The sequence below is a fragment of the Geodermatophilus sp. SYSU D00742 genome (assembly GCF_054049935.1).
In genome coordinates, this window is sequence record NZ_JBJGYJ010000002.1 from 248,704 (window position 1) to 270,912 (window position 22,209).

The 22,209-nt window shown below is 72.0% G+C and carries 21 protein-coding genes; 11 read left to right on the forward strand and 10 right to left on the reverse strand.

The annotated features are described in order from the left end of the window. Positions 1–4 precede the first annotated feature (4 nt). The 4 genes from ACI78V_RS02495 to ACI78V_RS02510 are packed head-to-tail and all read left to right on the forward strand — an operon-like array spanning position 5 to position 3,935. Positions 5–886, forward strand: a complete 882-nt coding sequence (locus ACI78V_RS02495) for a sugar phosphate nucleotidyltransferase (RefSeq protein WP_456848579.1) — start codon at positions 5–7, stop codon at positions 884–886. Positions 887–889: 3 nt separating this feature from the next. Next, positions 890–1,558 carry a PIG-L deacetylase family protein gene (locus ACI78V_RS02500; RefSeq protein WP_456848581.1) on the forward strand — a complete coding sequence of 223 codons (669 nt, stop codon included), beginning with the start codon at positions 890–892 and terminating at the stop codon, positions 1,556–1,558. Beyond that, positions 1,555–2,577, forward strand: coding sequence for a hypothetical protein (locus tag ACI78V_RS02505; protein WP_456848583.1), 1,023 nt, complete (start codon positions 1,555–1,557; stop codon positions 2,575–2,577). The genes ACI78V_RS02500 and ACI78V_RS02505 overlap by 4 nt, the downstream gene beginning before the upstream one ends. A 23-nt stretch (positions 2,578–2,600) precedes the next feature. Further along, entirely contained in the window at positions 2,601–3,935 is a 1,335-nt protein-coding gene (locus tag ACI78V_RS02510; RefSeq protein WP_456848585.1) for a protoporphyrinogen/coproporphyrinogen oxidase, read from the forward strand. Between the two features lie 3 nt (positions 3,936–3,938). Here ACI78V_RS02510 and ACI78V_RS02515 read toward each other — a convergent pair whose 3' ends face one another. Both ACI78V_RS02515 and ACI78V_RS02520 read right to left on the reverse strand, forming a co-directional pair. After that, positions 3,939–4,895: a TIGR03621 family F420-dependent LLM class oxidoreductase gene (locus ACI78V_RS02515; protein ID WP_456848587.1), complete on the reverse strand. Its 957-nt coding sequence runs from the start codon at positions 4,893–4,895 to the stop codon at positions 3,939–3,941. Continuing rightward, positions 4,892–6,124: a methyltransferase domain-containing protein gene (locus tag ACI78V_RS02520; protein ID WP_456848589.1), complete on the reverse strand. Its 1,233-nt coding sequence runs from the start codon at positions 6,122–6,124 to the stop codon at positions 4,892–4,894. The genes ACI78V_RS02515 and ACI78V_RS02520 overlap by 4 nt, the downstream gene beginning before the upstream one ends. A 24-nt stretch (positions 6,125–6,148) precedes the next feature. Here ACI78V_RS02520 and rfbG point away from each other — a divergent pair, with 24 nt between their 5' ends. After that, entirely contained in the window at positions 6,149–7,285 is a 1,137-nt protein-coding gene (rfbG, locus tag ACI78V_RS02525; protein ID WP_456848591.1) for a CDP-glucose 4,6-dehydratase, read from the forward strand. Positions 7,286–7,351: 66 nt separating this feature from the next. Here the strand turns inward: rfbG and ACI78V_RS02530 are convergent, their stop codons facing one another. The 3 genes from ACI78V_RS02530 to ACI78V_RS02540 all read right to left on the reverse strand — a co-directional run bounded on the left by ACI78V_RS02530 (position 7,352) and on the right by ACI78V_RS02540 (position 10,096). Beyond that, positions 7,352–7,957 carry an arsenate reductase/protein-tyrosine-phosphatase family protein gene (locus ACI78V_RS02530; RefSeq protein ID WP_456848593.1) on the reverse strand — a complete coding sequence of 202 codons (606 nt, stop codon included), beginning with the start codon at positions 7,955–7,957 and terminating at the stop codon, positions 7,352–7,354. A 345-nt stretch (positions 7,958–8,302) separates the two neighbouring features. After that, positions 8,303–8,557 carry a hypothetical protein gene (locus ACI78V_RS02535; RefSeq protein ID WP_456848595.1) on the reverse strand — a complete coding sequence of 85 codons (255 nt, stop codon included), beginning with the start codon at positions 8,555–8,557 and terminating at the stop codon, positions 8,303–8,305. Positions 8,558–8,896: 339 nt separating this feature from the next. Next, the gene (locus ACI78V_RS02540) at positions 8,897–10,096 is read right to left on the reverse strand and encodes a glycoside hydrolase family 3 N-terminal domain-containing protein (RefSeq protein WP_456848597.1); all 1,200 of its coding nucleotides are present in this window, start codon (positions 10,094–10,096) and stop codon (positions 8,897–8,899) included. A gap of 150 nt (positions 10,097–10,246) precedes the next feature. Here ACI78V_RS02540 and ACI78V_RS02545 point away from each other — a divergent pair, with 150 nt between their 5' ends. Continuing rightward, positions 10,247–10,975, forward strand: a complete 729-nt coding sequence (locus ACI78V_RS02545) for a PP2C family protein-serine/threonine phosphatase (protein ID WP_456848599.1) — start codon at positions 10,247–10,249, stop codon at positions 10,973–10,975. Positions 10,976–11,051: 76 nt separating this feature from the next. Here ACI78V_RS02545 and ACI78V_RS02550 read toward each other — a convergent pair whose 3' ends face one another. From ACI78V_RS02550 to galE, 3 genes are all read right to left on the reverse strand, one after another. Next, positions 11,052–12,125, reverse strand: coding sequence for an LCP family protein (locus tag ACI78V_RS02550; RefSeq protein WP_456848601.1), 1,074 nt, complete (start codon positions 12,123–12,125; stop codon positions 11,052–11,054). Between the two features lie 125 nt (positions 12,126–12,250). After that, a complete protein-coding gene (locus ACI78V_RS02555) occupies positions 12,251–12,445 on the reverse strand; it encodes a hypothetical protein (RefSeq protein ID WP_456848603.1) in 195 nt (64 codons plus the stop codon). 177 nt (positions 12,446–12,622) lie between these two features. Further along, positions 12,623–13,615, reverse strand: coding sequence for a UDP-glucose 4-epimerase GalE (gene galE / locus ACI78V_RS02560; RefSeq protein WP_456848605.1), 993 nt, complete (start codon positions 13,613–13,615; stop codon positions 12,623–12,625). Positions 13,616–13,703: 88 nt separating this feature from the next. Here galE and ACI78V_RS02565 point away from each other — a divergent pair, with 88 nt between their 5' ends. The 5 genes from ACI78V_RS02565 (at position 13,704) to ACI78V_RS02585 (ending at position 18,582) form a co-directional block, all read left to right on the forward strand. Beyond that, complete coding sequence (locus tag ACI78V_RS02565) at positions 13,704–14,246, forward strand: NUDIX hydrolase (RefSeq protein WP_456848607.1); 543 nt, start codon at positions 13,704–13,706, stop codon at positions 14,244–14,246. Beyond that, positions 14,243–15,019 (forward strand): hypothetical protein, encoded by a 777-nt coding sequence (locus ACI78V_RS02570; RefSeq protein ID WP_456848609.1) that lies wholly within the window; start codon positions 14,243–14,245, stop codon positions 15,017–15,019. The genes ACI78V_RS02565 and ACI78V_RS02570 overlap by 4 nt, the downstream gene beginning before the upstream one ends. Further along, on the forward strand, positions 15,006–15,806 hold the full coding sequence (locus ACI78V_RS02575; protein WP_456848611.1) for a hypothetical protein: 801 nt from the start codon (positions 15,006–15,008) through the stop codon (positions 15,804–15,806). The genes ACI78V_RS02570 and ACI78V_RS02575 overlap by 14 nt, the downstream gene beginning before the upstream one ends. Positions 15,807–16,045: 239 nt before the next feature. Further along, complete coding sequence (gene galT / locus ACI78V_RS02580) at positions 16,046–17,104, forward strand: galactose-1-phosphate uridylyltransferase (protein WP_456848613.1); 1,059 nt, start codon at positions 16,046–16,048, stop codon at positions 17,102–17,104. Next, entirely contained in the window at positions 17,101–18,582 is a 1,482-nt protein-coding gene (locus ACI78V_RS02585) for a galactokinase (protein ID WP_456848615.1), read from the forward strand. The genes galT and ACI78V_RS02585 overlap by 4 nt, the downstream gene beginning before the upstream one ends. A gap of 47 nt (positions 18,583–18,629) precedes the next feature. On the opposite strand, the gene ACI78V_RS02590 is transcribed toward ACI78V_RS02585, so the two are convergent. Beyond that, entirely contained in the window at positions 18,630–20,231 is a 1,602-nt protein-coding gene (locus ACI78V_RS02590) for a sugar transferase (protein ID WP_456848617.1), read from the reverse strand. A gap of 368 nt (positions 20,232–20,599) precedes the next feature. Continuing rightward, complete coding sequence (locus ACI78V_RS02595; protein ID WP_456848619.1) at positions 20,600–20,770, reverse strand: hypothetical protein; 171 nt, start codon at positions 20,768–20,770, stop codon at positions 20,600–20,602. Positions 20,771–22,209 lie beyond the last annotated feature (1,439 nt).

Below are 22,209 nucleotides of genomic sequence, written 5' to 3' on the forward strand. Positions count from 1 at the left end.
AGAGATGAAGGTCGTCCTCTTCTGCGGAGGCCACGGCATGCGTATGCGGGATGGCTCGTCCGCCGCGCCGAAGCCGATGGTCATGATCGGTGATCGTCCTCTGCTCTGGCACGTCATGCGTTACTACGCACACTACGGCCACACCGACTTCATCCTCTGTCTGGGATACGGCGCCAGGGACATCAAGGACTACTTCCTGCACTACGACGAGACCGCCACGAACGACTTTGTGCTGACCGGCGGAGGCCAGCAGGTGGACCTCCTGAGAAGCGACCTCGCGGACTGGCGTATCACCTTCCTCGACACCGGGTTGCACAGCAGCATCGGCGAACGGCTCCGTCGCGTCCGTCCGCATCTGGAGGGCGAGGACTACTTCTTGGCCAACTATGCCGACGTGCTGAGCGACATCCCACTTCCCGAGGTGATCGATCGCTTTCGTGCCAGTGGGGCTGTCGCGTCGCTGACGGCCGTCCCGCCTCAGTCGTCCTTCCACGTCCTCGAGATCGACGAGTGCGAGAGGGTTTCCGGCATCCGTCCGGTCAGCCAGTTCCCCATCTGGGAGAACGGCGGGTTCTTCGTCTTCCGCTGGGACATCTTCGACGTGCTGCTGCCAGGGGAGGACCTGGTCGACGGTGCTCTGGTCCGGCTGGCGGAGAAGGGCAAGCTGGCCGCATACCGGCACGACGGTTTCTGGGTGCCGGCCGACACCATCAAGGAACGGGTACGACTCGAGGAGCTCTACCAATCCGGTGTCCGTCCGTGGGCGGTCTGGGAGACGAGCACTGCCCTCGGACCGGCCCCCGCGCTCGCACCGGCGGAGGATCTGATGGGTCCTCTTCCCAATCCCCGATTGGAGGCGGCGGCTGCTGGCCACGGGCGGAGATGAGGCGTGCTGCCCCTCGTGCCCCGAGCTCCGTCGCGTCAGCTGCGCGTGCTCGCCGTCGGTGCGCATCCGGACGACGTGGAGATCGGGGCCGGGGGCGCATTGCTGGAACTGGTCCGGTCGGTACCCGACCTGTGCGTCGACGTCGTGGTGCTCACCGGGACACCCACGCGGGCGGACGAGGCGCAGGCGAGCGCGGATGGCTTTCTGTCTGGCGCCGAGCACACCGTCTCCGTCCATGGACTCCCGGATGGACGCCTCCCGGCCGCATGGGCTGAGGTGAAGGAGTTGTTGGAGAGCCGCGCCCGGACCAGCCCGGTACCGGATCTGCTGATCGGCCCTAGCCGGGACGAGTCGCACCAGGACCACCGGGTTGTCGCTCAGATCCTGCCGACCGTGTTCCGCGACGTCCTCACCCTCTGCTACGAGGTCCCGAAGTGGGACGGGGATCTGATCCGGCGGACCCTCTACGTCCCGATGAGCGACGAGGTGGCCGACCGCAAGGTCGAACTGCTGATGCGCCACTTCCCGTCCCAGCGAGGACGGCACTGGTTCGATCGCGAGGTCTTCCTGGGACTGGCCCGGTTGCGCGGCGCCGAGTGTGGGGCCCGATACGCCGAAGCGTTCACTTGCTCGAAGTCCGTCATGACGTTCACGGCTGGAGGTTCGACATGACCCGATCGAACGCCGCTCCGCCGCTGCGACGCCTCCGTGCCGGGGACGTCGTCGAGGTGCGCAGCGAGGCGGAAGTGCTCGCCACTCTCGAGAGAGACGGCACGCTCGACCGGATGCCATTCATGCCAGAGATGCTGGCGTCCTGCGGCTCCCGGTTCACCGTGGCCAGTCGCGCCGACACCACCTGTTTCTGGGGGGGCCTGCGCAAGCTCGAGGACAGCGTCCACCTGGACGGGGTTCGCTGTGACGGCTCTGCTCATGGGGGTTGTCAGGCCGGCTGTCTGATCTTCTGGAAGGAGGAGTGGCTGAGGCCAGTCGATGAGTCGAGCGATGGAGCGGTCGTCCGGACGACTCCACCGAGACAGCGGGAAGGGGCCTCCTCTGAGGATCTCCTGCGTGCTACGCACGCGCCGGCGGCCGAGGACGGCGAGGAGCGCTGGTCGTGTCAGGCCACGGAGGTCGTCGCCGCAACGAGCAAGGTCCATCACTGGGACCTGCGGCACTTCGCTCGAGACGTCCGCAACGGAAACCTCGGCTGGCGAACCGTGTTGCGCCACATCCTCCCTTACCTCTTCAACACGTACCAGGGGCACAGTCGTCGCCTGCCTTCGCGGCTCCGGATCCACGGGGGGGCGCCCTTCCCCTGGGTCCACGGCAAGCTGGATCGGACGCCCAAGGTCACCCTGGACCTCCAGCCGGGGGAGCGGGTCCGGGTACGCACCCGGAGGGAGATCCGAGCCACTCTGGATCGCCGCGGCTACAACCGTGGCCTGTCCTTCGACCCGGAGATGCTGCCCTACTGCGGGACGAGTCGGCGGGTTGACCGGCGGATCCACAAGATCATCGATGACGTGACCGGTCGCATGCTGACGATGGGCGCTGATTGTCTCGTGCTCGAGGGAGCGGTGTGCCGTGGCCTGTATCACGGCCTCTGCACTCGCCAGACCGAGACCTACTGGCGTGAGGCGTGGCTCTCCCGTGACGGGGCTCGGGTCGACGAGGCGGAGGCCGACGGATGACGGTGACAGGAGGGCCACTGCCGGTGGCTGTTCTGGGGTCCGGTATGGCGGCGATGGGCGCGGCCCACGTGCTGCGTGACGCCGGCGTGCCAGCCGTGTGCTTCGAGGCGCAGGACCAGGCTGGTGGCCACACGACGACGTTCGAGGTCGGCAGCGGCTTCCTGTTCGACGACGGACCGCATGTCTCGTTCACCAAGGACGAGCGCATCGCGGCTCTCCTCGCCGACGCCGTCGACGGCCATTACCGGACGGTGGAGGCGGTCATCGACAACGTGTGGCAGGGCCACCGTGTCCGGCACCCGGTGCAGTTGAACCTGCACGGTCTCCCGAAGGACCTGGCGGTGTCGGTTATCGCCGATTTCGTTGCGGAGACGTCTGCACCGCCACGAGCGGTGAACAACTACGCCGACTGGCTCGTCGCTGCCTACGGCCGCACGTTCGCTGAGGCCTTCCCCATGGTGTATGGCCGGAAGTACCACACCACCGAGCCGGAGAACCTGACGACCGAATGGCTCGGCCCTCGCATGTACCGCCCGGACCTCGAGGAGGTGTTGAGAGGGGCGCTGGATGCCACTCGCCAGCACAAGCACTACGTGACGGAGTTCCGCTACCCCGAGCGAGGTGGCTTCGGTGCCTATCTGGTCGGTCTGAGACGTGGTCTCGACGTGCAGGTGGGTCGCCGGGTGGTGCGGTTGGACCCGCAGCGCCGGCTCCTGCGCTTCGCCGATGGCAGAGAGACGCAGGCGGAAGCTGTCATCTCCTCGATACCGCTCCCGGACCTCGTACCCATCATCGAGGGAGCGCCCCCCGACGTGTTGGCCGCGGCACGAGCGTTGTCCTACAGCTCCGCCACGGTGGTGAACATCGGCGTCGAGCGGGATGACCTGTCGCCGGCACACATCACCTACTACTACGATCCGGACGTCATCTTCGCCCGCTTGAACTTCCCGCACATGTTCACCCCGCACGTGACACCGGCCGGTGCGGGGTCCATCCAGGCCGAGGTCTACCATTCGGATCGCTACCGACCGCTGGGGATGACCTCGACAGAGCTCGTCGAGCGAGTACTCACCGACCTCCGCCGGTGCGGTGTGCTGCGGACCGACGATCGGTTACTCGTCGCGGAGGCGCGTCCGATCCGCTACGCCAACGTGATCTGGGACCATCAGCGAGCTGATGCCGTCGACATGGTGCACAGTTTCCTGGCGAGTGTGGGTGTGGTCTGGTGCGGCCGCTACGGCGACTGGGACCACGCGTGGACGGACGAGGCCTTCCTCAGTGGCGAGCGCGCCGGACGACACGTCCTGGCCGGAACCCGTCTGGGGACGGCGGCGGAGGCACTGGTCGCGGGAGTGTGATGATCACGTGCCGGCGAGGCGTGCGACGATCGGCGCCACGGACTCCACGTCGCCTCCCAGGTTGAGGTAGCTGAAGCCGTAACGCTCCCGTCGCTCGATGAGCGTGTCGACGCACCTCTCCACGTCACCAACGAGAACCGCCGGTGAGTCCGCGAGCAACTCCGGCACGGCGGCGATCAAGGCGGCGAAGCTCGAGCGGTTGGGCGCACTGATGTATCCGGGCCGCGTGACGAGACAGTGGTAGACGCTGAACTGCAACTCGAGATCGGAGACGCGGCGTCCTACCGCCTCCGCCGCCTCCTGTACCCACCGCACCTTCTCGGCGATGCGATCGGCAGCCAGGTCGGCCACGGCCGCTGCGTCCTGCACGCCAGAGGGCAGGCTGCAGTGGACACCGACGATGTCAGCCACCCGGGCCGCCAGCGACAGCATCCGTTGGCCACCTCCGCCGACCAGCAGGGGAGGCCGAGGTCGTTGCACCGGTTTCGGGAGTCCGTCGAGGTCACGGATCCGGTAGTACCGGCCGGTGACGTTCACTGGTGCGGGGCCGAACAGCCCGGTCAGGATGCCCAGGGACTCCTCGAGCCGCTCGATCCTCGTCCCAGCCGGGTCCATCGGGATGCCCGCAGAGTCGTAGTCGGACTGCATCCATCCAGCGCCGATGCCCAATTCGACTCGCCCGCTGCTGAACACATCCAGGGTGGCGAGGGCCTTGTGGAGGATCACCGGGTGGCGGTAGTCGTTCGCCAGGGCCAGCGACAGCACCCGGAGCCGGCTCGTGGCCTCGGCGGCCACGGTCATCGCGGTGACCGGTTCGAGGGTCCAGCCCTGGCTCACGTGGTCCCCGATCGACATCGTGGAGAAGCCGAGATCCTCGATGCGGCGCACCTCGGCTCTCCAGCGAGCCGGGTCACCGGTGAGCCGAGGTGCAGGGGCGATGAAGCGGAAGGGCCGGGTCACGCCACCACCTCTGGCTCCGGCAGCGGGAACACGAACCGTGTCCCGGCTCGGCGGAGCTCGTCGAGCTGAGCGAGCACCTCGGAGCGCAGCGGCCACACCAGCACGACGACGACGTCCGGCTGTCGCGTCAGGAGCTCCTCTGGTTCGATCACCGCAGTTGCGACCCCTGGCAGGAAACGGCCCTGTTTGGCCGGTGCGCGGTCAGCCGTCCAAGGTATCTGGTCGGCCCGCAGACCACAGAAGTTGAGCAGGGTGACTCCCCGGCTCGGCGCGCCGTAGGCAGCCACGGTGTGACCGGCCGAACGGCACGCAGTGATGAAGGTGCGGAGTCGGCTCCGCACCCGATCGGCGTGTATCGCGGTCGGAGCCCAGGCTTCCGGTCGGTGGCTCCCCTCGGTGGCTTCAGCGGCCATGATCTCGACTGCGCCAGGACCGGGGGTGAGACCGGGTGTCGTGTGACGCGCCTGCAGGCGCACCACCCCGCCGTGCAGGGGTAGGGACCGGGCGTCGGTGATGGTCATGCCATGGCGGGCGAGCACGCCGGCCAGCACACTCAGTGACAGATAGCTGCGGTGGGCGTGACAGATGACGTCGAACTGTCCGCCGCCGAGGACGCCCGACACCGAGTGGAACTCGACGGCCAAGGTGCCCGAGGGCGCGACGGCGCCCACACATCGCTCCACCGCCGTATCCAGGTCGTCGGCGTGACTGAGGCTGTGGTTGACCACCACGAGGTCGAACGTCTCACCCGGCTCCAGGATCATGTCGTCGTCGTGGTCGGTCGGCAGGCCCGCCGCTGAGGCCTGTCCGGCGAGTCCGGCGTCCCGCTCCCACCCCCTCACCACGTGGCCGGCGTCCGCGAACACACGCAACAGACCTCCGGCTCCGCTGCTCACATCGAGGACGGATCCTCCGTCACGTAGGGATGACACCTCCAGTAGCTCTGCGCCCCACGCCCGCTCGTGCTCCAGGACGGTTCCTGAGTACACGCTCCCGTGTCCGTGCGCGGCGTTGGCGAGCACGGGTGTCGAGGCATCCAGTTGGACGAGGCCGCACTCCTGGCAACACCCGAGAGCCAACCGGTGTCGCGGCGCCTCTGCAGCCTGACCGGCGTCGTCGAACAGGGTGTCGGCGACGGGTTGGGTCCCGAGGTCGAGCACCGTGACCACGGAGGCGGTCCCACAAGCCCGGCAACCGCTCGACCGCGAGTTCCTCATCAGCCACCTCATCCCCTGCGGCTCTATCGTGGCAGCATGGGGCAGGCAGGGACCAGGACGGAGGACCTGGCTGCCGCGTTCGCCGGCCGATCGGTGTTCGTCACTGGCCACACCGGCTTCAAGGGGTCGTGGCTGTCGCTGTGGTTGGCAGACATGGGCGCCCGCGTCACCGGCTATGCGCTGTCCCCGGAGACCGAGCCCTCCCTGTTCGAGGTGGCTGACGTGATCAGGGACCTCGAGCGACACGTGGTGGGCGACATCCGAGACCGTGAAGCGGTCGCTGACGCCCTTCACCAGGCTGCCCCGGACGTCGTGCTGCACCTCGCCGCCAGGACGGTCGTTCGCGAGGGGTACGTGCGTCCCGCTGAGACGTTCGGGGTGAACGTCGATGGCACGACGGCGCTGTTGGACGCCGTCAGGACCCTGGACCGGGACTGCGCAGTCGTCGTAGTGACGAGCGACAAGTGCTATGCGAACGATGAGTCAGGTCGCCCGTTCATCGAGGACGATCGGCTCGGAGGATGCGATCCCTACAGTGCCAGCAAGGCGGCGCAGGAACTGGTCGCCCAGTCCTACCGGTTCTCGTTCTTCGACCGCGCCGCTCGGGATGAAGGGGGGCCGGTACGTCGCTTGGCGACTGGACGCGCGGGCAACGTCATCGGAGGTGGGGACTGGACCGCTGACGGCTTGGTCGCCGATCTGGCGAGGGCACGAGCTCGGCGTGAGCCGACCGTGCTGCGTCATCCCTCTGCTGTTCGCCCATGGCAGCACGTGCTCGAGCCGCTGTCGGGCTATCTCACGTTGGCCGCTCACCTCGCTGGTCCGGCCGGCGACGATGTCGGCTCGGCGTACAACTTCGGCCCCGACCCGGCCGACGACGCCACGGTGGGACAGCTCGTCGACAGACTCCTGAGTGCCTGGGATCCCGAGTCCCCGCGTCAGTGGCGCTGGCGCAGTGAGGTCAGCACAGAGCATGCGCCGGAGGCCGGTGTGCTCAGGCTCGGCATCGGCAGAGCAGCCACGGACCTGGGCTGGCGGCCGCGGTGGCGCCTCGACGAGGCGGTCGCGCGGACAGCCCGATGGTACAGCGCCTACGAATCCGACCCGGACAGCGCCCGTGCCAGCTGCCTGACGGACATCCGGTCGTACAGCCGGCAACACGGCGACCGCTGAGGGAGCCGGCGGGATGGGGGGTAGTGGCGTGCCCGTGCGCTGTGCGGACAGGCGGTGCTCTCCCGGTCAGTCCCTTGCCAGCACGTTCGGTCTGGGGTGAGCGCAGTCCAAGAGGGCGTCGGTCAGCGGGCGCAGGGCCGCGGCGATCGTGTTCGCCACCTGCTGGTGCACCGGTAGGCGGCGACCGATCGGGTCCTCGATGTCGTCGTTGCCGGACGAGACACGCCACCTGCGCTGGGCATCGAGGCGGATCCCCAGCTCGCGAGTCCGCGCCTCAAGAGGCATCCGGTCCAGTCCGCTCAGGTCGGCGCTCCTCAGGAGATCGGCCGCCTCTCTCACGGTGAATGTCCGCCGAAGGCCGCGCGGCGTCAGCTCCAGTGTCGACCGGCGGTGTTGCCGGGTCATGGTGAGGACCATGTCGGCCGAGGCCGCCAGCTCAGGGGTCAAACGCTGTGAACGAAAGTCACGCGGATCAACGCCGAGTTCGGCCAGAGCGGCGGCTGACCGGGGGTCCATCGGGTCACCATCTGCCGCCCTCAGGCCCGCGCTGGTGATGCGCACCTCGTCACCGTGAGGGAGACACCCGGTGGCCTCGCTCAGCCACGTGGTGGCCAGCCGCTCCGCCATCGGCGAGCGGCAGACATTGCCGGTGCATACGAAGAGGAGGTGCACGCACACAAGGTACGGACCTCCCATACAGAACGTAGTTTCCTCCCCTGTCAGTCACTCCGTGGGGGGACTCACTGGCGCCCGCCGCGGAGTACGGAGACCTGGACGACGAGGGTCACTGGCGTCGAGGTCATGCTGCTCACCCGGCGCCCGACACCGCTGTGCACGTCCAGCAGCGTGAGCCGGAGTTCGGGGGCCGAAGTTCCGACCACTGGGCCCGTCGTCGTCGCCAACTCACGGCCGATCGGGCGGCGGGACGATCCGGAGGTGGCCGGCTGGCTGACCGGGCGGGCGCTGCTGGCGACGGAGCGCGGGCTCCCGCGGGCCTCGGCGGAGAGCGGATTCCGCTCACCGACCGGAACTCGGTGCCGACGAGTGACTGTTCTCAGTACGTCTGCGTGGACCGCCGAGGAGGAGCCCCGCCTCGGAGAGCAGAGCGGCTGCCCACCCCGTCACCACGAAGACGTCGCCCCGGTGGATGCCGTGGTGCTCGCTGAGCCGGAGCAGCACGGCGCCGTCGTTCATGTACTCGCCGGTGACCAGGAGGAAGGCGAACACCGACAGGGTGCCGGCCACGACGAGGGCGAACAGCCAGCGGAGCACGGTGTGACGGTAGCCGTCCGTCGGGGTGCCGGTACGCAGCCGAGGTCGTCGGACCGGGGTCGGGGACGGGCGTCCCGGCTGCCCGGGGCGACTCCCCCGGTGGGGTCGGCGGTCGGCGGCACCCCGGTCGCGTCGACCAGGTAGCCGAGGGCCCTGTCCTCGAGCAGGCCGCCGCGGAGCGTGGCTGCGAAGAAGATGGTGGTCAGGAGGGCCAGCGCCGCCCACGTCACCGCTGTCAACACGATCACGCCGCTGATCGTGGACGGCGCGGCACTCCGGTGGATGACCTGCGCGGGAACGCCAGCCGTCCATCAGGCGTCGGTCGACCACGGTGCCTGGTCACGAGGGCAGGAGGCCGGCACGAGCCTTGGCGGTCAGCGCGGTGCGGACCGCGGTGTCGACCTGCTCGGCGAAGGCCGGATCGGTCTCGGCGCGGGCCAGGACGGCGTCGATCATCTCGGGCACGGTGGTGGCGTCCACAGTGAGGACGAGGGTGCCGCCGGCGGCGAGGAAGCGGACGGCGCGCTCCCCGACGGGCACGTCCCGCACCGCCTCCGCGGCGCCCAGGTCGTCGGAGATGACGACCCCGTCGAAGCCGAGCTGCTCCCGGAGCAGGCCGTCGACGACGACGGGGGAGAAGGCGGCCGGCGCGGTGGGGTCGATGCGGGTGTAGGTGGCCGACGACGTCATGACGAACGGCGCGGCCTCGTCGGTGGCCAGCTCGGCGAACGCGGACACCTGCTCGTCGTCCCGCGTGGTGACGGTGTCGGTGACGCCGGCGCTCACGTCGGTGTTCTCCTGCACCTTCCCCAGGCCCGGGAAGTGCTTGAGGGTGGCGGTGACGCCGTGGGCGGCGAGACCGTCGACGACCAGGCCGGCTGCGGCGGTGACGGCGGACGCGGTGGTGCCGTACTGGCGGCCGAAGGCGCCGATGGGGGCGTTGCCGGCCGCGGTGCCCTCGGGCACGACGTCCACGACCGGGGCCAGGTTGAGCGTCACGCCCGCGGCGGCCAGGGACGATCCCATCCCGTCCGCCAGCGCAGCGAGCTCGCTCGCCGGGAGCCGACCCTGGTCGACGGCGGGCGGCAGGTCGGCGAAGCCGGGGCCGGAGAGGGTCTGCACCGCGCCGCCCTCCTGGTCGGCAGCGACCCATGGCTCCGGACCGGTCACGGCCCCGGTCCACTGGGCCGTCGTGGCGGCGAGCTCGTCGGCCGAGGCGGTGCTCCGGCCCTGGAGGAAGACGCCACCCACGCCGGTGTCGCGCACGAGCGTCCCGGCGGGGGAGAGATCGGACAACGGGACGCCGACGACGATGAGCTGGGCGACCTGCCGGCGGTCGTCGAGGCCGGCGAGTGCGGCGTCCACCTGCTGCTGCACGGGGTCCACCGCGGTCGTCGGAGCTGTGCTCGTGGTGCGTCCGATCGGCGGACTGCTGGCCGGGCCGTCGCCCGGGACCGACCCGGAGCAGGCGGTGAGCGCCACGCACAGCAGGGTGCCGAGGCTGGCGAGCAGGTGCAGGGGGGAAGCCGGCGACCGCATCCCGGCCATTCTCCGTCCGGGGCCCGGCGGTCGCCGGACGCGGTGCGCGTCCCGCACGGCGAACTGCCGGTCCGCTCACGACCTTCTACGCTCGGCGCACCTGCCTTCCCCGCGGGTCGTCCTGTCGTCGATGCGTGTTGTGGAGTGCGGATGCCGCCGGTCGAGCTGACGTGGGGCGCGGCGACCGCCGTGGGGCAGCGCGAGGACAACCAGGACAGGTACCTCGCCGAGCCGCCGGTCTTCGCGGTCGCCGACGGCATGGGGGGTCACGCCGGCGGCGCGGCAGCCGCCGAGGCGGTCATCGGGGCTCTCCGCTCCCTGACCGGTGGCGAGACGACGACCGTGGGGCGGATCCGGCTGGCGCTGCAGCGCGCGGACGGCGAGATCCGCGCGTTCAGCGGGCCGGACAAGGAGGGCGCCGGGACGACCGTCGCCGGCCTCGCCCTCGTCGACGAGGGAGCCGGGCCGCAGTGGGCGGTGTTCCACGTGGGTGACTCCCGGGTGTACCGCTGGCATGCAGGGCGGCTGGAGCTGCTCACGACCGACCACTCGGTGGTGCAGGAGCTCATCGACGCGGGCTACATCTCCGACGAGGGGGCGGTGAACCACCCGCAACGGCACATCATCACCCGCGCCCTCGGGGTCAGCGCCCGCAACGAGCCGGACATCACCCTGCTGCCGATCGTGCCCGGTGACCGCTTCCTGGCCTGCTCCGACGGGCTGACGGGGGAACTCGGCGACGAGCGCATCGCGCAGCTGATGGCCGGGGGAGGGGGACCGGCTGACCTGGCCGAGGTCCTCGTCGCTGCAGCGGACGAGGCCGGAGCCCGCGACAACTCGACGGTCGTCCTGATGGCGGTGGAGCCGCGGCGTCCCTGAGCGCCCCGCCACGCCGGGCGCTCACCGGGGGCGAGGGGGCTGCCGGACCCGACCGCGCCGTCCGCCCGGGGGCGGGTCAGCGGGGGACGTCGGGCAGCGCCTCGTCGCCGAACTCGGCGGCGTTGGCGCCCAGCGAGTCGGTTCGCAGGTAGGTCCACATCCGGTCACCGGCCACGGCGTCGAGGTACACGACGCTCGCCGGACCCTCCGTGCCCGTGCCCAGCACCGGCGCGGTGAAGAACTCGACGTCGTCCGGCGACAACCCACGCAGCGAGTAGGCCAGCGCCAGCACGTCGGCGTTGCCGAGTTCGTCGTCCACCGCCACGGCGCTGGTCACGGCCAGCAGCGCGCCGTCCAGCCGGCCGGGGTCGGTGAACGAGTCGGAGCTGAACAGCTTGCCGAACATCGACTGCAGGTACTGCTGCTGGCGCCGCACCCGGTCGAAGTCGCCACCGGGGAGGCCGTAGCGCTGGCCGAGGTACCAGCGGGCCTGGTCGCCGTTCAGGTGGTTCACGCCGGCGGGGAAGGTGTACGGCCCGTTGCTCGTCGTCTCCGCGACGACGACGTCCACCCCGCCCAGGTCGTCGGTCACCTGGATGAGGCCCTGGAAGTCGATGGCCACGTAGTGGTCGATCCGGACCTCGGTCAGCTGCTCGACGGTCCGGATGAGCAGCGACGGGCCGCCGAACGCGTACGCGGCGTTGATCTTGTTCTTGCCGTGGCCGGGGATGTCGACCCACGAGTCGCGGGGGATCGAGATCAGCTGCGCGTGCTGCCGGTCGGCCGCGAAGCGGGCGATCATGATCGCGTCCGATCGCCCCCCGGCCGCGACACCCTGCTCGGCCGTTGCGCGGGTGTCGGAACCCACCAGCAGGAAGGTCACCGGCTCGGCTGAGGCCTTCCGGGCCGGCGTCGCCGGCGCCGGGCGTGCCTCCTCGTCGAGGCCGGCGAAGACGTCGGCGACCCGGTCGACGTTGCCCGCGTAGCGCTCGGTCAGGTACCACAGGCCGCCGCCGACGACCAGGGCGAGCACGAGGCCGAGGACGCCGAGGCTGATCAGTGCCCGGCGCAGCGTGCGACGCCGCGGGGCTGCCGGCTCGGCGTGCTCGTCGCTGCGCTGTTCCGGCGCCGCCGTCGTGTCAGCGCTCATGCATGGACCCCCGTCAGACAGGCAACGCGGGCGACGCTATGAGCGGCCGGAGCTGGAGGGGATGCCCCATCACCCCTGGGGGTGAGGCGTCGGTGCAGTCGTACCGGGCGTGGAGGCTGCCCGGGTCAGGTGGTCTCGCTCTCCCACGAGGCCGGTGCCCGGTCGACCGGCGCGAGGCAGGCCCTGGGCCGGCGGCGGGCGCCGGCCACAGCGGACCCGGCCTCGTGGTGCTCGGCGATGCGGATCGACCGACCGACCACCACGGCTCCGGTGACGGCCAGGAGCAGCCACCCGACCCCGACGATCACCACCCAGTGCATGTGTCCCCCTGACGACGCTGTACCTGCCTCGTGGAGGCGCGCCCCCGTGCGAGGGGGGATCGTCCTCTGGCTCTGAGTAGAGCGGAGGAGTGGTCACTTGTCCGCCCCCAACGTCGGGGAGGGCGACGTGCTGGAGCTGCTCCTGCTCGTGGCCCGCCGTCCGGATGCGGCGACCGCTCAGGCCGGCGACGCGTCCATCAGCCCCGGTGCACCCTGCTCGGCGGCCCAGGCGCTGCGCACCATGTCCATGAGGTCCCGCTCGGCGGTCCAGCCGAGCTCGGCGGCGATGCGGTCGACGCGGCTGACGACGTGGCCGGGGTCGCCCGGTCGGCGCGTCACCACCTCGTGCGGCACCGGACGGCCGATGACGGTCGAGACCGCCTCCAGCACCTCGAGCACGCTGCTGCCCACCCCGCGGCCCACGTTGTAGGTCGCCACCCGCGGCCGCTCCTCCAGCGCCTCCGCGGCGCGGACGTGCGCCTCGGCCACGTCCTGGACGTCGGTGTAGTCACGGATGCAGGTGCCGTCGGGCGTCGGGTAGTCCCCTCCGTAGACCTTGACCGGCGTCCCCCGGCGCAGCGCCTGGAGGACCAGCGGCACCAGGTTGTAGGCACCGGTGTCCTGCAGCTCCGGTGCGGCCGCGCCGACGACGTTGAAGTAGCGCAGGTTCACCACGCCCATCCCGTACGCGGCACCGGCGGCGTCCAGCACGCGCTCCCCGTAGAGCTTCGACTCCCCGTAGGGGCTCTCCGGCTGCACGGGCGCGTCCTCGTCGACGTCCTCGACCGACGGCGTCCCGTACACCGAGCAGCTCGAGGAGAAGACCACGCGGTCGAGGCCGGTGTCGCGCATCGCCTCCAGCAGGCTGATCACCCCGCCGGAGTTGACCCGGGCGTACAGCAGGGGGTCGGCGACGGACTCCGTGGGGAACTTCTTGCCCGCCGCGTGGATCACCCCCGCGGGCGCGGTCCGGCCGATGACGTCGCGGAGGAAGGCCCCGTCGAGCACCGACCCCTCGGCCAGCTCCACCCCGTCGGGGACTCGGCAGGTCAGCCCGGTGGAGAGGTCGTCGACGACCACGGCGTCCCGGCCCGAGGCCAGGAGCGCGCGGACGACGTGTGCACCGATGTAGCCGGCACCGCCGGTGACCAACCAGGTCGTTCCCGCCATGTGCCGGAGGTTAACGGTGGGGCGGGTGTGCGGCCCTCACGGAGGGGCGACCCGTCGTCACCGTCCGGCCGCCCTAGAGTCCGGCAGGGTGTACGAGCGCGTCTCCACCCGGGTGGTCTGTGAGCGGTTCGCCTTCGACGTGGTCGACTCGGCGGTCGCCGGGCCGGGCGACGTGACCTTCTCCCGGTCCTGGGCCCGGCACGAACCGACCGTGGCGACGGTGGCGGTGACCGCGGACCGGCGCGTGCCGCTGATCCGCCAGTACCGCGTCTCCATCGACGGGGAGAACCTGGAGCTGCCGGGTGGGCGCATCGACGCCACCGATCCCTCCCCCGACGTCGCGGCGGCCCGGGAGCTGGAGGAGGAGGTCGGGGTGCGGGCGGCCCTCGTCCGGCCACTCGGCAGCTTCCTGAACTCGCCCGGCCACTGCAGCCAGCGCACCTTGCTGTTCCTCGCCGAGGACCTCACCGACGGTGAGCGCGGACTCGACGCCGACGAGGAGTCGACCTCGCGCGTGGAGTACGTGGACCTCGCCGACGTCGACGGCCTGATCGCCCGCGGGGACGTGCAGGACGCGAAGTCGATCATCGGGCTGCTGCTCGCGGCCCGGCAGTCGGGGCTCCGGGCGTGAGCTTCCTCGGCGACTTCAGCCTCGACGTCGTCACCGGGCTGGTGGCCGGCTACGCCGGGAGCGCGATCACCGTGGGCAGACTGCGGGCCCAGGAGCGGAGCCGGGCGTGCCGGATGTGGCGGTTGGAGGACCCGTCGCACCTGGCGATCATCGTGTCCACCAGTGAGGTCCCACGACAGGTCAGCGGGACGACGAGGTTGGGCACCGGGGTCGGTCAGCTCCGGGCGGTGTCGCTCCTCACGCCGTCCCTGATGCGCGGGTACCGGTCGGCCCTGCGTCCTGACATGGTGATGCTGTCCGCGAACGCCCGGCCCGAGGACGAACAGGGCGACCTCGTCCTCCTCGGCGGTCCGCGCACCAACAGCGTCGCGGCCAAGCTGTGCGCCGTGCCGGGGTTGCCGGTGTACATGTGCGACGCGCCCCGGGCCGACGGCAGCGGACCGGTGGACAGTCGCATCCACTGGGCGCCCCCCGGCCGGCAGCCGGAGGTCCTGGACACGGCCGACGAGGGGGAGTGGGCCTACGGGATGGTCCTCCGGCACAGGAACCTGCTCGTCGACGAGCAGCCCGGGCGGCTGTGGATGATCGCCGGCACCTCCACCTACGGCACCCAGGCGGCTGCCGAGTGGGTCGCGGCGAACCAGAAGCTGCTCGCGAAGGCGCCCAAGGACCGGCCCGCCGCGTACGTCATCAAGGCCCGCCTGATGGGGAGCCCTGCGTACGGCATCCGCACGCCCGTGGTCCACCGGTCCCTCGACCATGCCCAGGGCTGAGGTCGCGTTCACGCGCGGGAAGTTCGACGACCCGGCGCGCAACGAGGACACCCACGTCGTCACCGAGCACTTCTTCGCCGTGGTCGACGGCGCGACGGCGAAGCACCCGCACACCGGAGGGGAGTCGCCGGGACGGCGGGCGTCGCAGGCGGTCGCCGGGGCGATCCGGGGCCTGGCGCCGACAGCCGGCGCCCGCGAGGCCGTGGACGTCCTCACCCGGGCGCTGGCCGCCCTCGGCACGCCGTCCCACCTCGCCGAGCTGCCCTCGGCGAGCGTGCAGCTGCTCTCGGTCCACCGGCAGGAGGTCTGGGTCGTCGGCGACGGCTGGGCGGCGTGCGACGGCTCGGCCACCCGCTTCGGGCACGAGGTGGAGCGCCGCGGAGCCCGCGCCCGCGCCGCGCTGCTCCGGGCGGAGCTGGAGCGCGCGACCCTCGCGGAGCTGCTGGAGACCGACCCCGGTCGGGCCATGATCCTGCCCCTGCTGTCCCGCGAGCACCTGCTGACCAACCTCGACCGGGACGACCCCCTGGTCTTCGGCCGGCTCGACGGCCGGCCCGTGCCCGACCGGCTCATCACGGTGCTCCCCCTGCCCGGCGACTGGCGACGCGTGGTGCTCGCCAGCGACGGCTACCCCACGCTCGGCGGCACGCTGGAGGAGTCCGAGGAGCTGCTCGCCCGGCGGCTGCGGGAGGACCCGCTCATGATCGCCGACCCGCCCGCGACCAAGGGGACCGGGCCCGGGCAGATCAGCTTCGACGACCGGACGTGGCTGGAGATCGTGCGGTAGTGCCTCCGACGTCGTCCACCTGATCAGGCGACGACGCGCGGCGGACGGCGACTTCGGCCATGATCGTCTGGCCGCCGAGGCGCCGTCGACCCCGCTTCCCGGTGCGAGCACCCCGTGGAGCCCGCACCCGCCCGGTCCCGTCGCCGCGGTGGGCGGTGACCGGACGGTGTGCGGAGGAGGGTGAGCGCGGGCGTGACGAGGACGACGAGGGGCCCGGCGAGCCCGCGGGAGCGGTCCGCATGAACTCGTCGGCAGGCCGTCGTCCCGTCTGGGAGCAGCGGTGGCACCCTCTCCGGGAGGAGTGGGTCATCGTCGCCGCGCACCGCCAGGGCCGGCCGTGGCGAGGGCAGACGACCGCCGCCCAGCACGACCGCGTGCCGGAGTACGTCGCCGACTGCTACCTGTGCCCGGGCAACACCCGCGTCTCGGGCGCCGGCAACCCCGACTACCGGGGCGTGCACGTCTTCGACAACGACCACCCCGCCATCGGCCCGGACGCACCCACCGACCTCGAGGTCCCCCCGGCGCCCTACCGGGTGCGGCCGGCGACCGGGGTGTCGCGGGTCATCTGCTACGACCCCCGGCACGACCTGACGCTCGCCCGGATGCAGCTGCCGGCGATCGCCACCGTCGTCGACGCGTGGCGGCGGGAGACCCGCGACCTGGGCGCCCGCCCCGAGGTGCGGCAGGTCCTGGTGTTCGAGAACCGGGGGGAGGCCGTCGGTGTCTCCAACCCGCACCCGCACGGGCAGGTCTACGCCACCAACTTCACCTGGAAGACCTTCGACGGCGAGCTGGAGGCCCAGCGCCGGCACGCTCGGGAGACCGGGCGCGGCCTGATCGCCGACGTCATCGCCGCCGAGCAGGCCGACGGGCGGCGGGTGCTCTGGGAGGACGAGCACGTCATCTCGTTCGTGCCCTACTTCGCCCGCTACGCCTACGAGGTCTACGTGGCCCCCAAGCGCAGCGTGCCGCACGTGTCCGCGCTCACCGACGACGAGGCCGAGTCGCTCGCCCGTGGCCTCAAGGACCTCACGGTGCGCTTCGACAACCTCTGGCGGCAGCCGTTCCCCTACGTGATGCCGCTGCACCAGGCGCCCACGGACGGTGGCGACCACCGCGACCACCACTTCCACGTCGGCTTCCTGCCGCCGCTGCGGCAGCCCAACTTGCTGAAGTTCCTCGGGGGCCCGGAGAGCGGCGGTGGCAACTTCCTCAGCGACACGGCGCCCGAGGAGAAGGCGGCGGAGCTCCGCGCGCAGCCGACCGTGCACTACCTCGATGCGGAGGACACATGAGCCGAACCCACCCCGTCGGCGCGGCCCCGGTGCCCGGGCGGGACGACGGTGACGTCCACGGCGCCGACCTGCGACGCTGCGCCGAGGCCGTCGCCGCGAGCGGGGACTTCTTCGCCCGCGCGCGACCGGTCCACGTCGGCCGGGCGCCGGGCCGGCTCGACGTCATGGGCGGGATCGCGGACTACTCGGGAGCGATGGTCCTCGAGCTGCCGCTGGCCGCGGCGACGCTGGTCGCCGTGCAGGAGGCCGACGACGCCGCGATCACCGTGCGCAGTCCGGCGGCCGCCGAGTTCGGCGGGGACGCCGAGGTCACGGTGCCCCTGGACGTGCTCGCCCCCGGCGGTGCGGTTCCCGACTACGACACGGCACGCGCGCTGCTCGCGGGGTCCGAGCGGCGGCGCTGGGGCGCCTACGTCGTCGGGACCCTCATCGTCCTCGCCCGCGAGAAGGGCGTGCCCCTCGACCGGGGACTGCGGGTGCTCGTGGAGTCCAGCGTCCCGACGGGGAAGGGCGTCAGCTCCTCGGCGGCGCTGGAGGTGGCCACGATGCGCGCCGTGGCCGACGTGCTGGACACGCCGTTGGAGGGGCGCGAGCTGGCCCTGCTGTGCCAGCGGGTCGAGAACCTCGTGGTCGGCGCCCCGTGCGGCGTCATGGACCAGATGACCGCCGCCTGCGGCCGGGAGGACGAGCTGCTCGCCCTGCTCTGCCAGCCGGCGGAGCTGCGGGGCCACGCGCCCCTGCCCGAGGGGGTCGAGGTCTGGGGGATCGACTCCGGGGTGCGGCACGAGGTGGGCGGGTCCGACTACGGCGCCGTCCGGGTCGGGGCGTTCATGGGGTACCGCGTCGTGGCCGACCTCATGGGCTTCGACGTCCGGGAGGTGTCCGAGGGCAGGGTCGCCGTGGAGGACCCGGAGTGGCACGGGTACCTCGCCAACGTGCCGCCGTCGGTGTGGGAGTCCGAGCTGCGCGACCGGGTGCCGGAGAAGATGGACGGTGCGACGTTCCTGGCCCGGTACGGCGGCACCACGGACGCGGTCACCCGGGTCGACCCCGGTGCCAGCTACGCGGTCCGCCAGCCGACCGCGCACCCGGTCCACGAGCACGCGCGGGTGCGGCTGTTCCGCGCCCTGCTCGACGCCCCGCACCTGACGGAGGAGGTGCGCGCGCTGCTCGGCGAGCTGATGTACCAGTCGCACGCGAGCTACTCCGCCTGCGGGCTCGGCTCGAGCGGCACCGACCGGCTGGTGGACCTCGTGCGCTCCGCGGGACCCGCGGCGGGCCTGTACGGGGCGAAGATCACCGGCGGTGGCAGCGGCGGGGTGGTGGCCGTGCTGGCGCGCGCCGGTGCCCGCGACAGCGTCGACGAGATCGCCCGGGCCTACGCGGCGGAGACCGGCCGGGCGGCCCGGGTCCTCGGCGGGTCGTCGTCCGGTGCGATGTCGTTCGGCGTGGTGCGGCTGGACCCGGGCGCCCCCTGACCCCTCCCCTCGGCCGCGGACATGCTCCTCGTGGCCCGCTCCGACCGTCAGTAGGCGCCGCAGGTCTTCAGGACGGCACGGACCGTCCGCAGGAGGATGGCCAGGTCGAGTCCCAGCGACCAGTTCTCGACGTAGCGGATGTCCAGCTCGACTGCCTCGTCCCAGCTGAGGTCCGATCGGCCACTGACCTGCCAGAGGCCGGTGATGCCCGGCTTCACCAGCAGGCGTCGGTGCATGTCCGGTCCGTACTGCGCGACCTCGCGCTCGAGGGCCGGCCGGGGGCCGACGAAGGACATCTCGCCCTTCAGGACGTTGACCAACTGGGGCAGTTCGTCCAGCGAGTACCGGCGCAGGAAGCGCCCCACTCGAGTGACGCGAGGATCGCGCCGCAACTTGAACAGCACGCCGTTGCCCTCGTTGCGGTCGAGGAGTGAGCTCAGTGCCTGGTCGGCGTCGACGACCATGCTCCGGAACTTGAGCATGTCGAACCGCTGTCCGCGCTTGCCGACGCGGCGCTGGCGGTAGAGGGCGGGACCTGGGCTGGTGAGACGGATCGCGATCGTGATCACCAGGAGGACAGGTCCGCCCAGGACCAGCAGGACGGCGGCAGCGGTCCGGTCGAGGACCGCCTTGATCACCCGCCGGTGGCCGCGGAACTCCGGCTCGCGGACCTGGATCAGGGGAACGCTCGTCGTCGGCCGGATCTGCAGCCGATGAGGTGCCACCTCGACGAGCCCGGGGCTCGCGAGCACGTCGATGTTGGTGCCCTCGAGACGCCAGGACAACTCCCGCAGGTACTGCGCGGCGGTCTCGCTGGCCGAGGCGACGACGACCGCGTCGGCACCGACCTCGTCGACAACGCGCACGACGTCGTCGAGATGGCCGAGGACCGCGATGCCACGCTGCTCGAGGCTCTTGCATTGGGCCGTGCTGGGCACACAGACGCCGACCACCCGCAGGCCCGCCGTCGGGTCCCGACGCAGGCGCCGGGCGAGGTCGAGGACGGCGATGTCGCGACCGACCAGGACGACCTGCTTCGTCATCAACCCGCGCCGCCTGGCCGCGTGCAGGTGCCACCGGCAGAGCGCACGGCTCACGAGGGTGAGCACGGTGGCCAGAGGGACACCGATGAGCAGCAGCCCGTTCAGACTCCCCAGAGCGGGGACATGAGCGGCGTAGCCGGCCACCGAGATGGCGATGACACCTCCGGTCGCCACCCGCTTGTACTCGGCGGCGCCGCTCCCGTGCCGCCTCTCCGCGTAGGTCCCGAGCAGCATCAGCAGCACGGGCCAGGCGAGTGCCCCCGCAGTGGCCAGCCCCAGTCCCCGTGCCGAGACGGGCCCGGTGAGGGCGACCGCCACACAGGCCGCCGCGACGGCGGCGACGACGTCAGCCGTGACCAGAGCGGCGGTGTAGCTGACCAGCCACTCCGGGGATGGTCGGCGCCGCGCCCGGAAGGGGTCGTACACAGGGCGTGCCGGGACAGGGGCCGGCGTGGCGCCGACCCGGTGCGTCCTCGCCATCGGCGGGACGGGGCGTCGTTCGACAAGGGGGCGTACGTCGGGATCGCCGACCGGGATCTGCGAGGGGGCGCAGTCGCCGTTCGTGATGAGGACGCTGTCCAGCCGTTCCTTGAAGGCGTCGCTCATCTCGTCCCTCCCCGCGCAGCGCACGACCAGGAGCCACCCCAGCGGGGGGACGGCGCCCGAGAGGGGGTGCGGCCGCGGGGCGGTCCGCAGGGGGGCGACTGGCCGCGTGTGACGTGGCCGGTCGGCTGTACGCGCACGGGTACGTGCTCGGTGAGGGAGGGGCTGGCGACGTGTGTGGGGTCGGTGCGTGTGTCGTGTCTCATCGGGCCATGTCCTCGGCCTGAGACCGCGGCTCTGCTGTGGAGCGCGGGGTGACGAACAAGGGTGGTCTGGGAGGGATCCCCGGCGGGGCTGCGGGACGTAGCCGTGCCGGGCGTGGTGCGGACGGGAGCGGGTGCGAGCGACGCACCCGACGGCGCTCCGTGACCTCAGCCGGGGCGGCTACTGGGATCGCCGGCGCACCCGAGCACTCGGTTGGCGGTGTCGAAGGCGACACGGGCAGCCGCGTGGGCGCGGGTGGTGGCCAGATCGGCGTCGACGATCGTGAGGTCGTTGTCGGCCTCGTCGTCCTGTCCGCCTCCGCCTGTGCCACCGCTCACGGACGCGCCTCCGGTGTGCGTCACGGGAGCAGGCGGGGGAGCAAGGGGCGGATGCGGCAGCGGGGGCACGGGAGCAGCAGGCGGCACGTCATTGCCGGGAGGCACGACGGCGCCGGCCGTGCTGTTCGAGGTCGTCCGCCTGCCGGTGGGGGCACCGGTCGACGCCACCTGGGCCGGTCTCTCCCGGCTCTCGGTGGCGCACGGGAGGACGACGGCGCGGGTCGGGATGTGCTTGGCCTGCAGGGCTGCCGTTCCTGACGTCCAGGCCGTCGTGGACGGCACCTCGGACACGACGCGCACTGTGGCGGTCGCCGACTCCGGGCGGAGGGCGGGCGCCTGCGACGGTCCCGCAGGGCTGGGGGTGTCCTCCGCCTCCGGCCTCCAGGGGCCACCTGCGGCAGATGACTGTTCCGGGATCACGGACGCCGGGGGCGTCGCTGCCTCATCGCTGCTCCCGGAGCCCGGGAGCGGAGTGGCCGGTCCGTAGTGCTGCCCCGTGTCATCAGCGCCCGTACGTGCGGGGTCGTTGGGGCGGCCGGAGTCGGTCGTCCAGCTGTCCGTGGCAGGTTCGTCCGTCGAGCGGCTCCCCGAGTCGTCTGCAGCGGCGGGGGAGGCCACCGGGGCCCGGTCGGACCCGGCGGTGGCTTGCCCGGAGGACTCGCCGGTGGGTGCCGCCGTGTCGTCCGGCGCCGTCTGCTCGCTGTCCTCGGGCTCGGTGCTGGGCGCCTCTCGTTCCGTCGGCTGCGCCGGCGTGGCCGACGAGTCGCCGGCCTCCTCCGGCGAGGGCACCGGTGTCCGGGGAGCCGTCAGGGGAGGGGGAGTCGACGGCTCGGGGACGGGCGGGGTGCCGGCCGGTTCGTTGCCGTCGCCGGTGCTGGGTTCCGGGGAGGTGCCTCGACCCGGCGGGGTGCTCTGCTCTGCCGAACCGGGGACGTCCGCCTGATCGCCGGGCGGGAGAGCGGTGCTCTCTGGGATCGGCGCCCCTGGAACAGGACCCGTGGCGCCGTCGGAGTCGGCCCCGGGAGTGACGGCTGCGGTCCCATCGGACGGACCACCCTCCCCTGACACCACGGGGACTCGGGGGGGCGTCGGTGGTGAGGGGCGGTTCGGGACCTCCTCGACCGGGATCTCGCTCCGGACGGGGTCGGGGGGGCGTGGCTGTCCGCGGTCGCCGGTGTCGGCGGGGGTGTCGTCCTCGGCGGGCGCGGGCGCGGGCTGCGGCTCGGGGGTGCGTGGCTGTCCGCGGTCGCCGCTGTCGCCGCGGTCGCGGGTGTCGTCCTCGGCGGGGGCGGGGTCTGTGTTGCGCGACTGCCCGCGGTCGCCGCTGTCGCCGCGGTCGCGGGTGTCGTCCTCGGCGGGGGCGGGGTCTGTGTTGCGCGACTGCCCGCGGTCGCCGCTGTCGCCGCGGTCGCGGGTGTCGTCCTCGGCGGGGGCGGGGT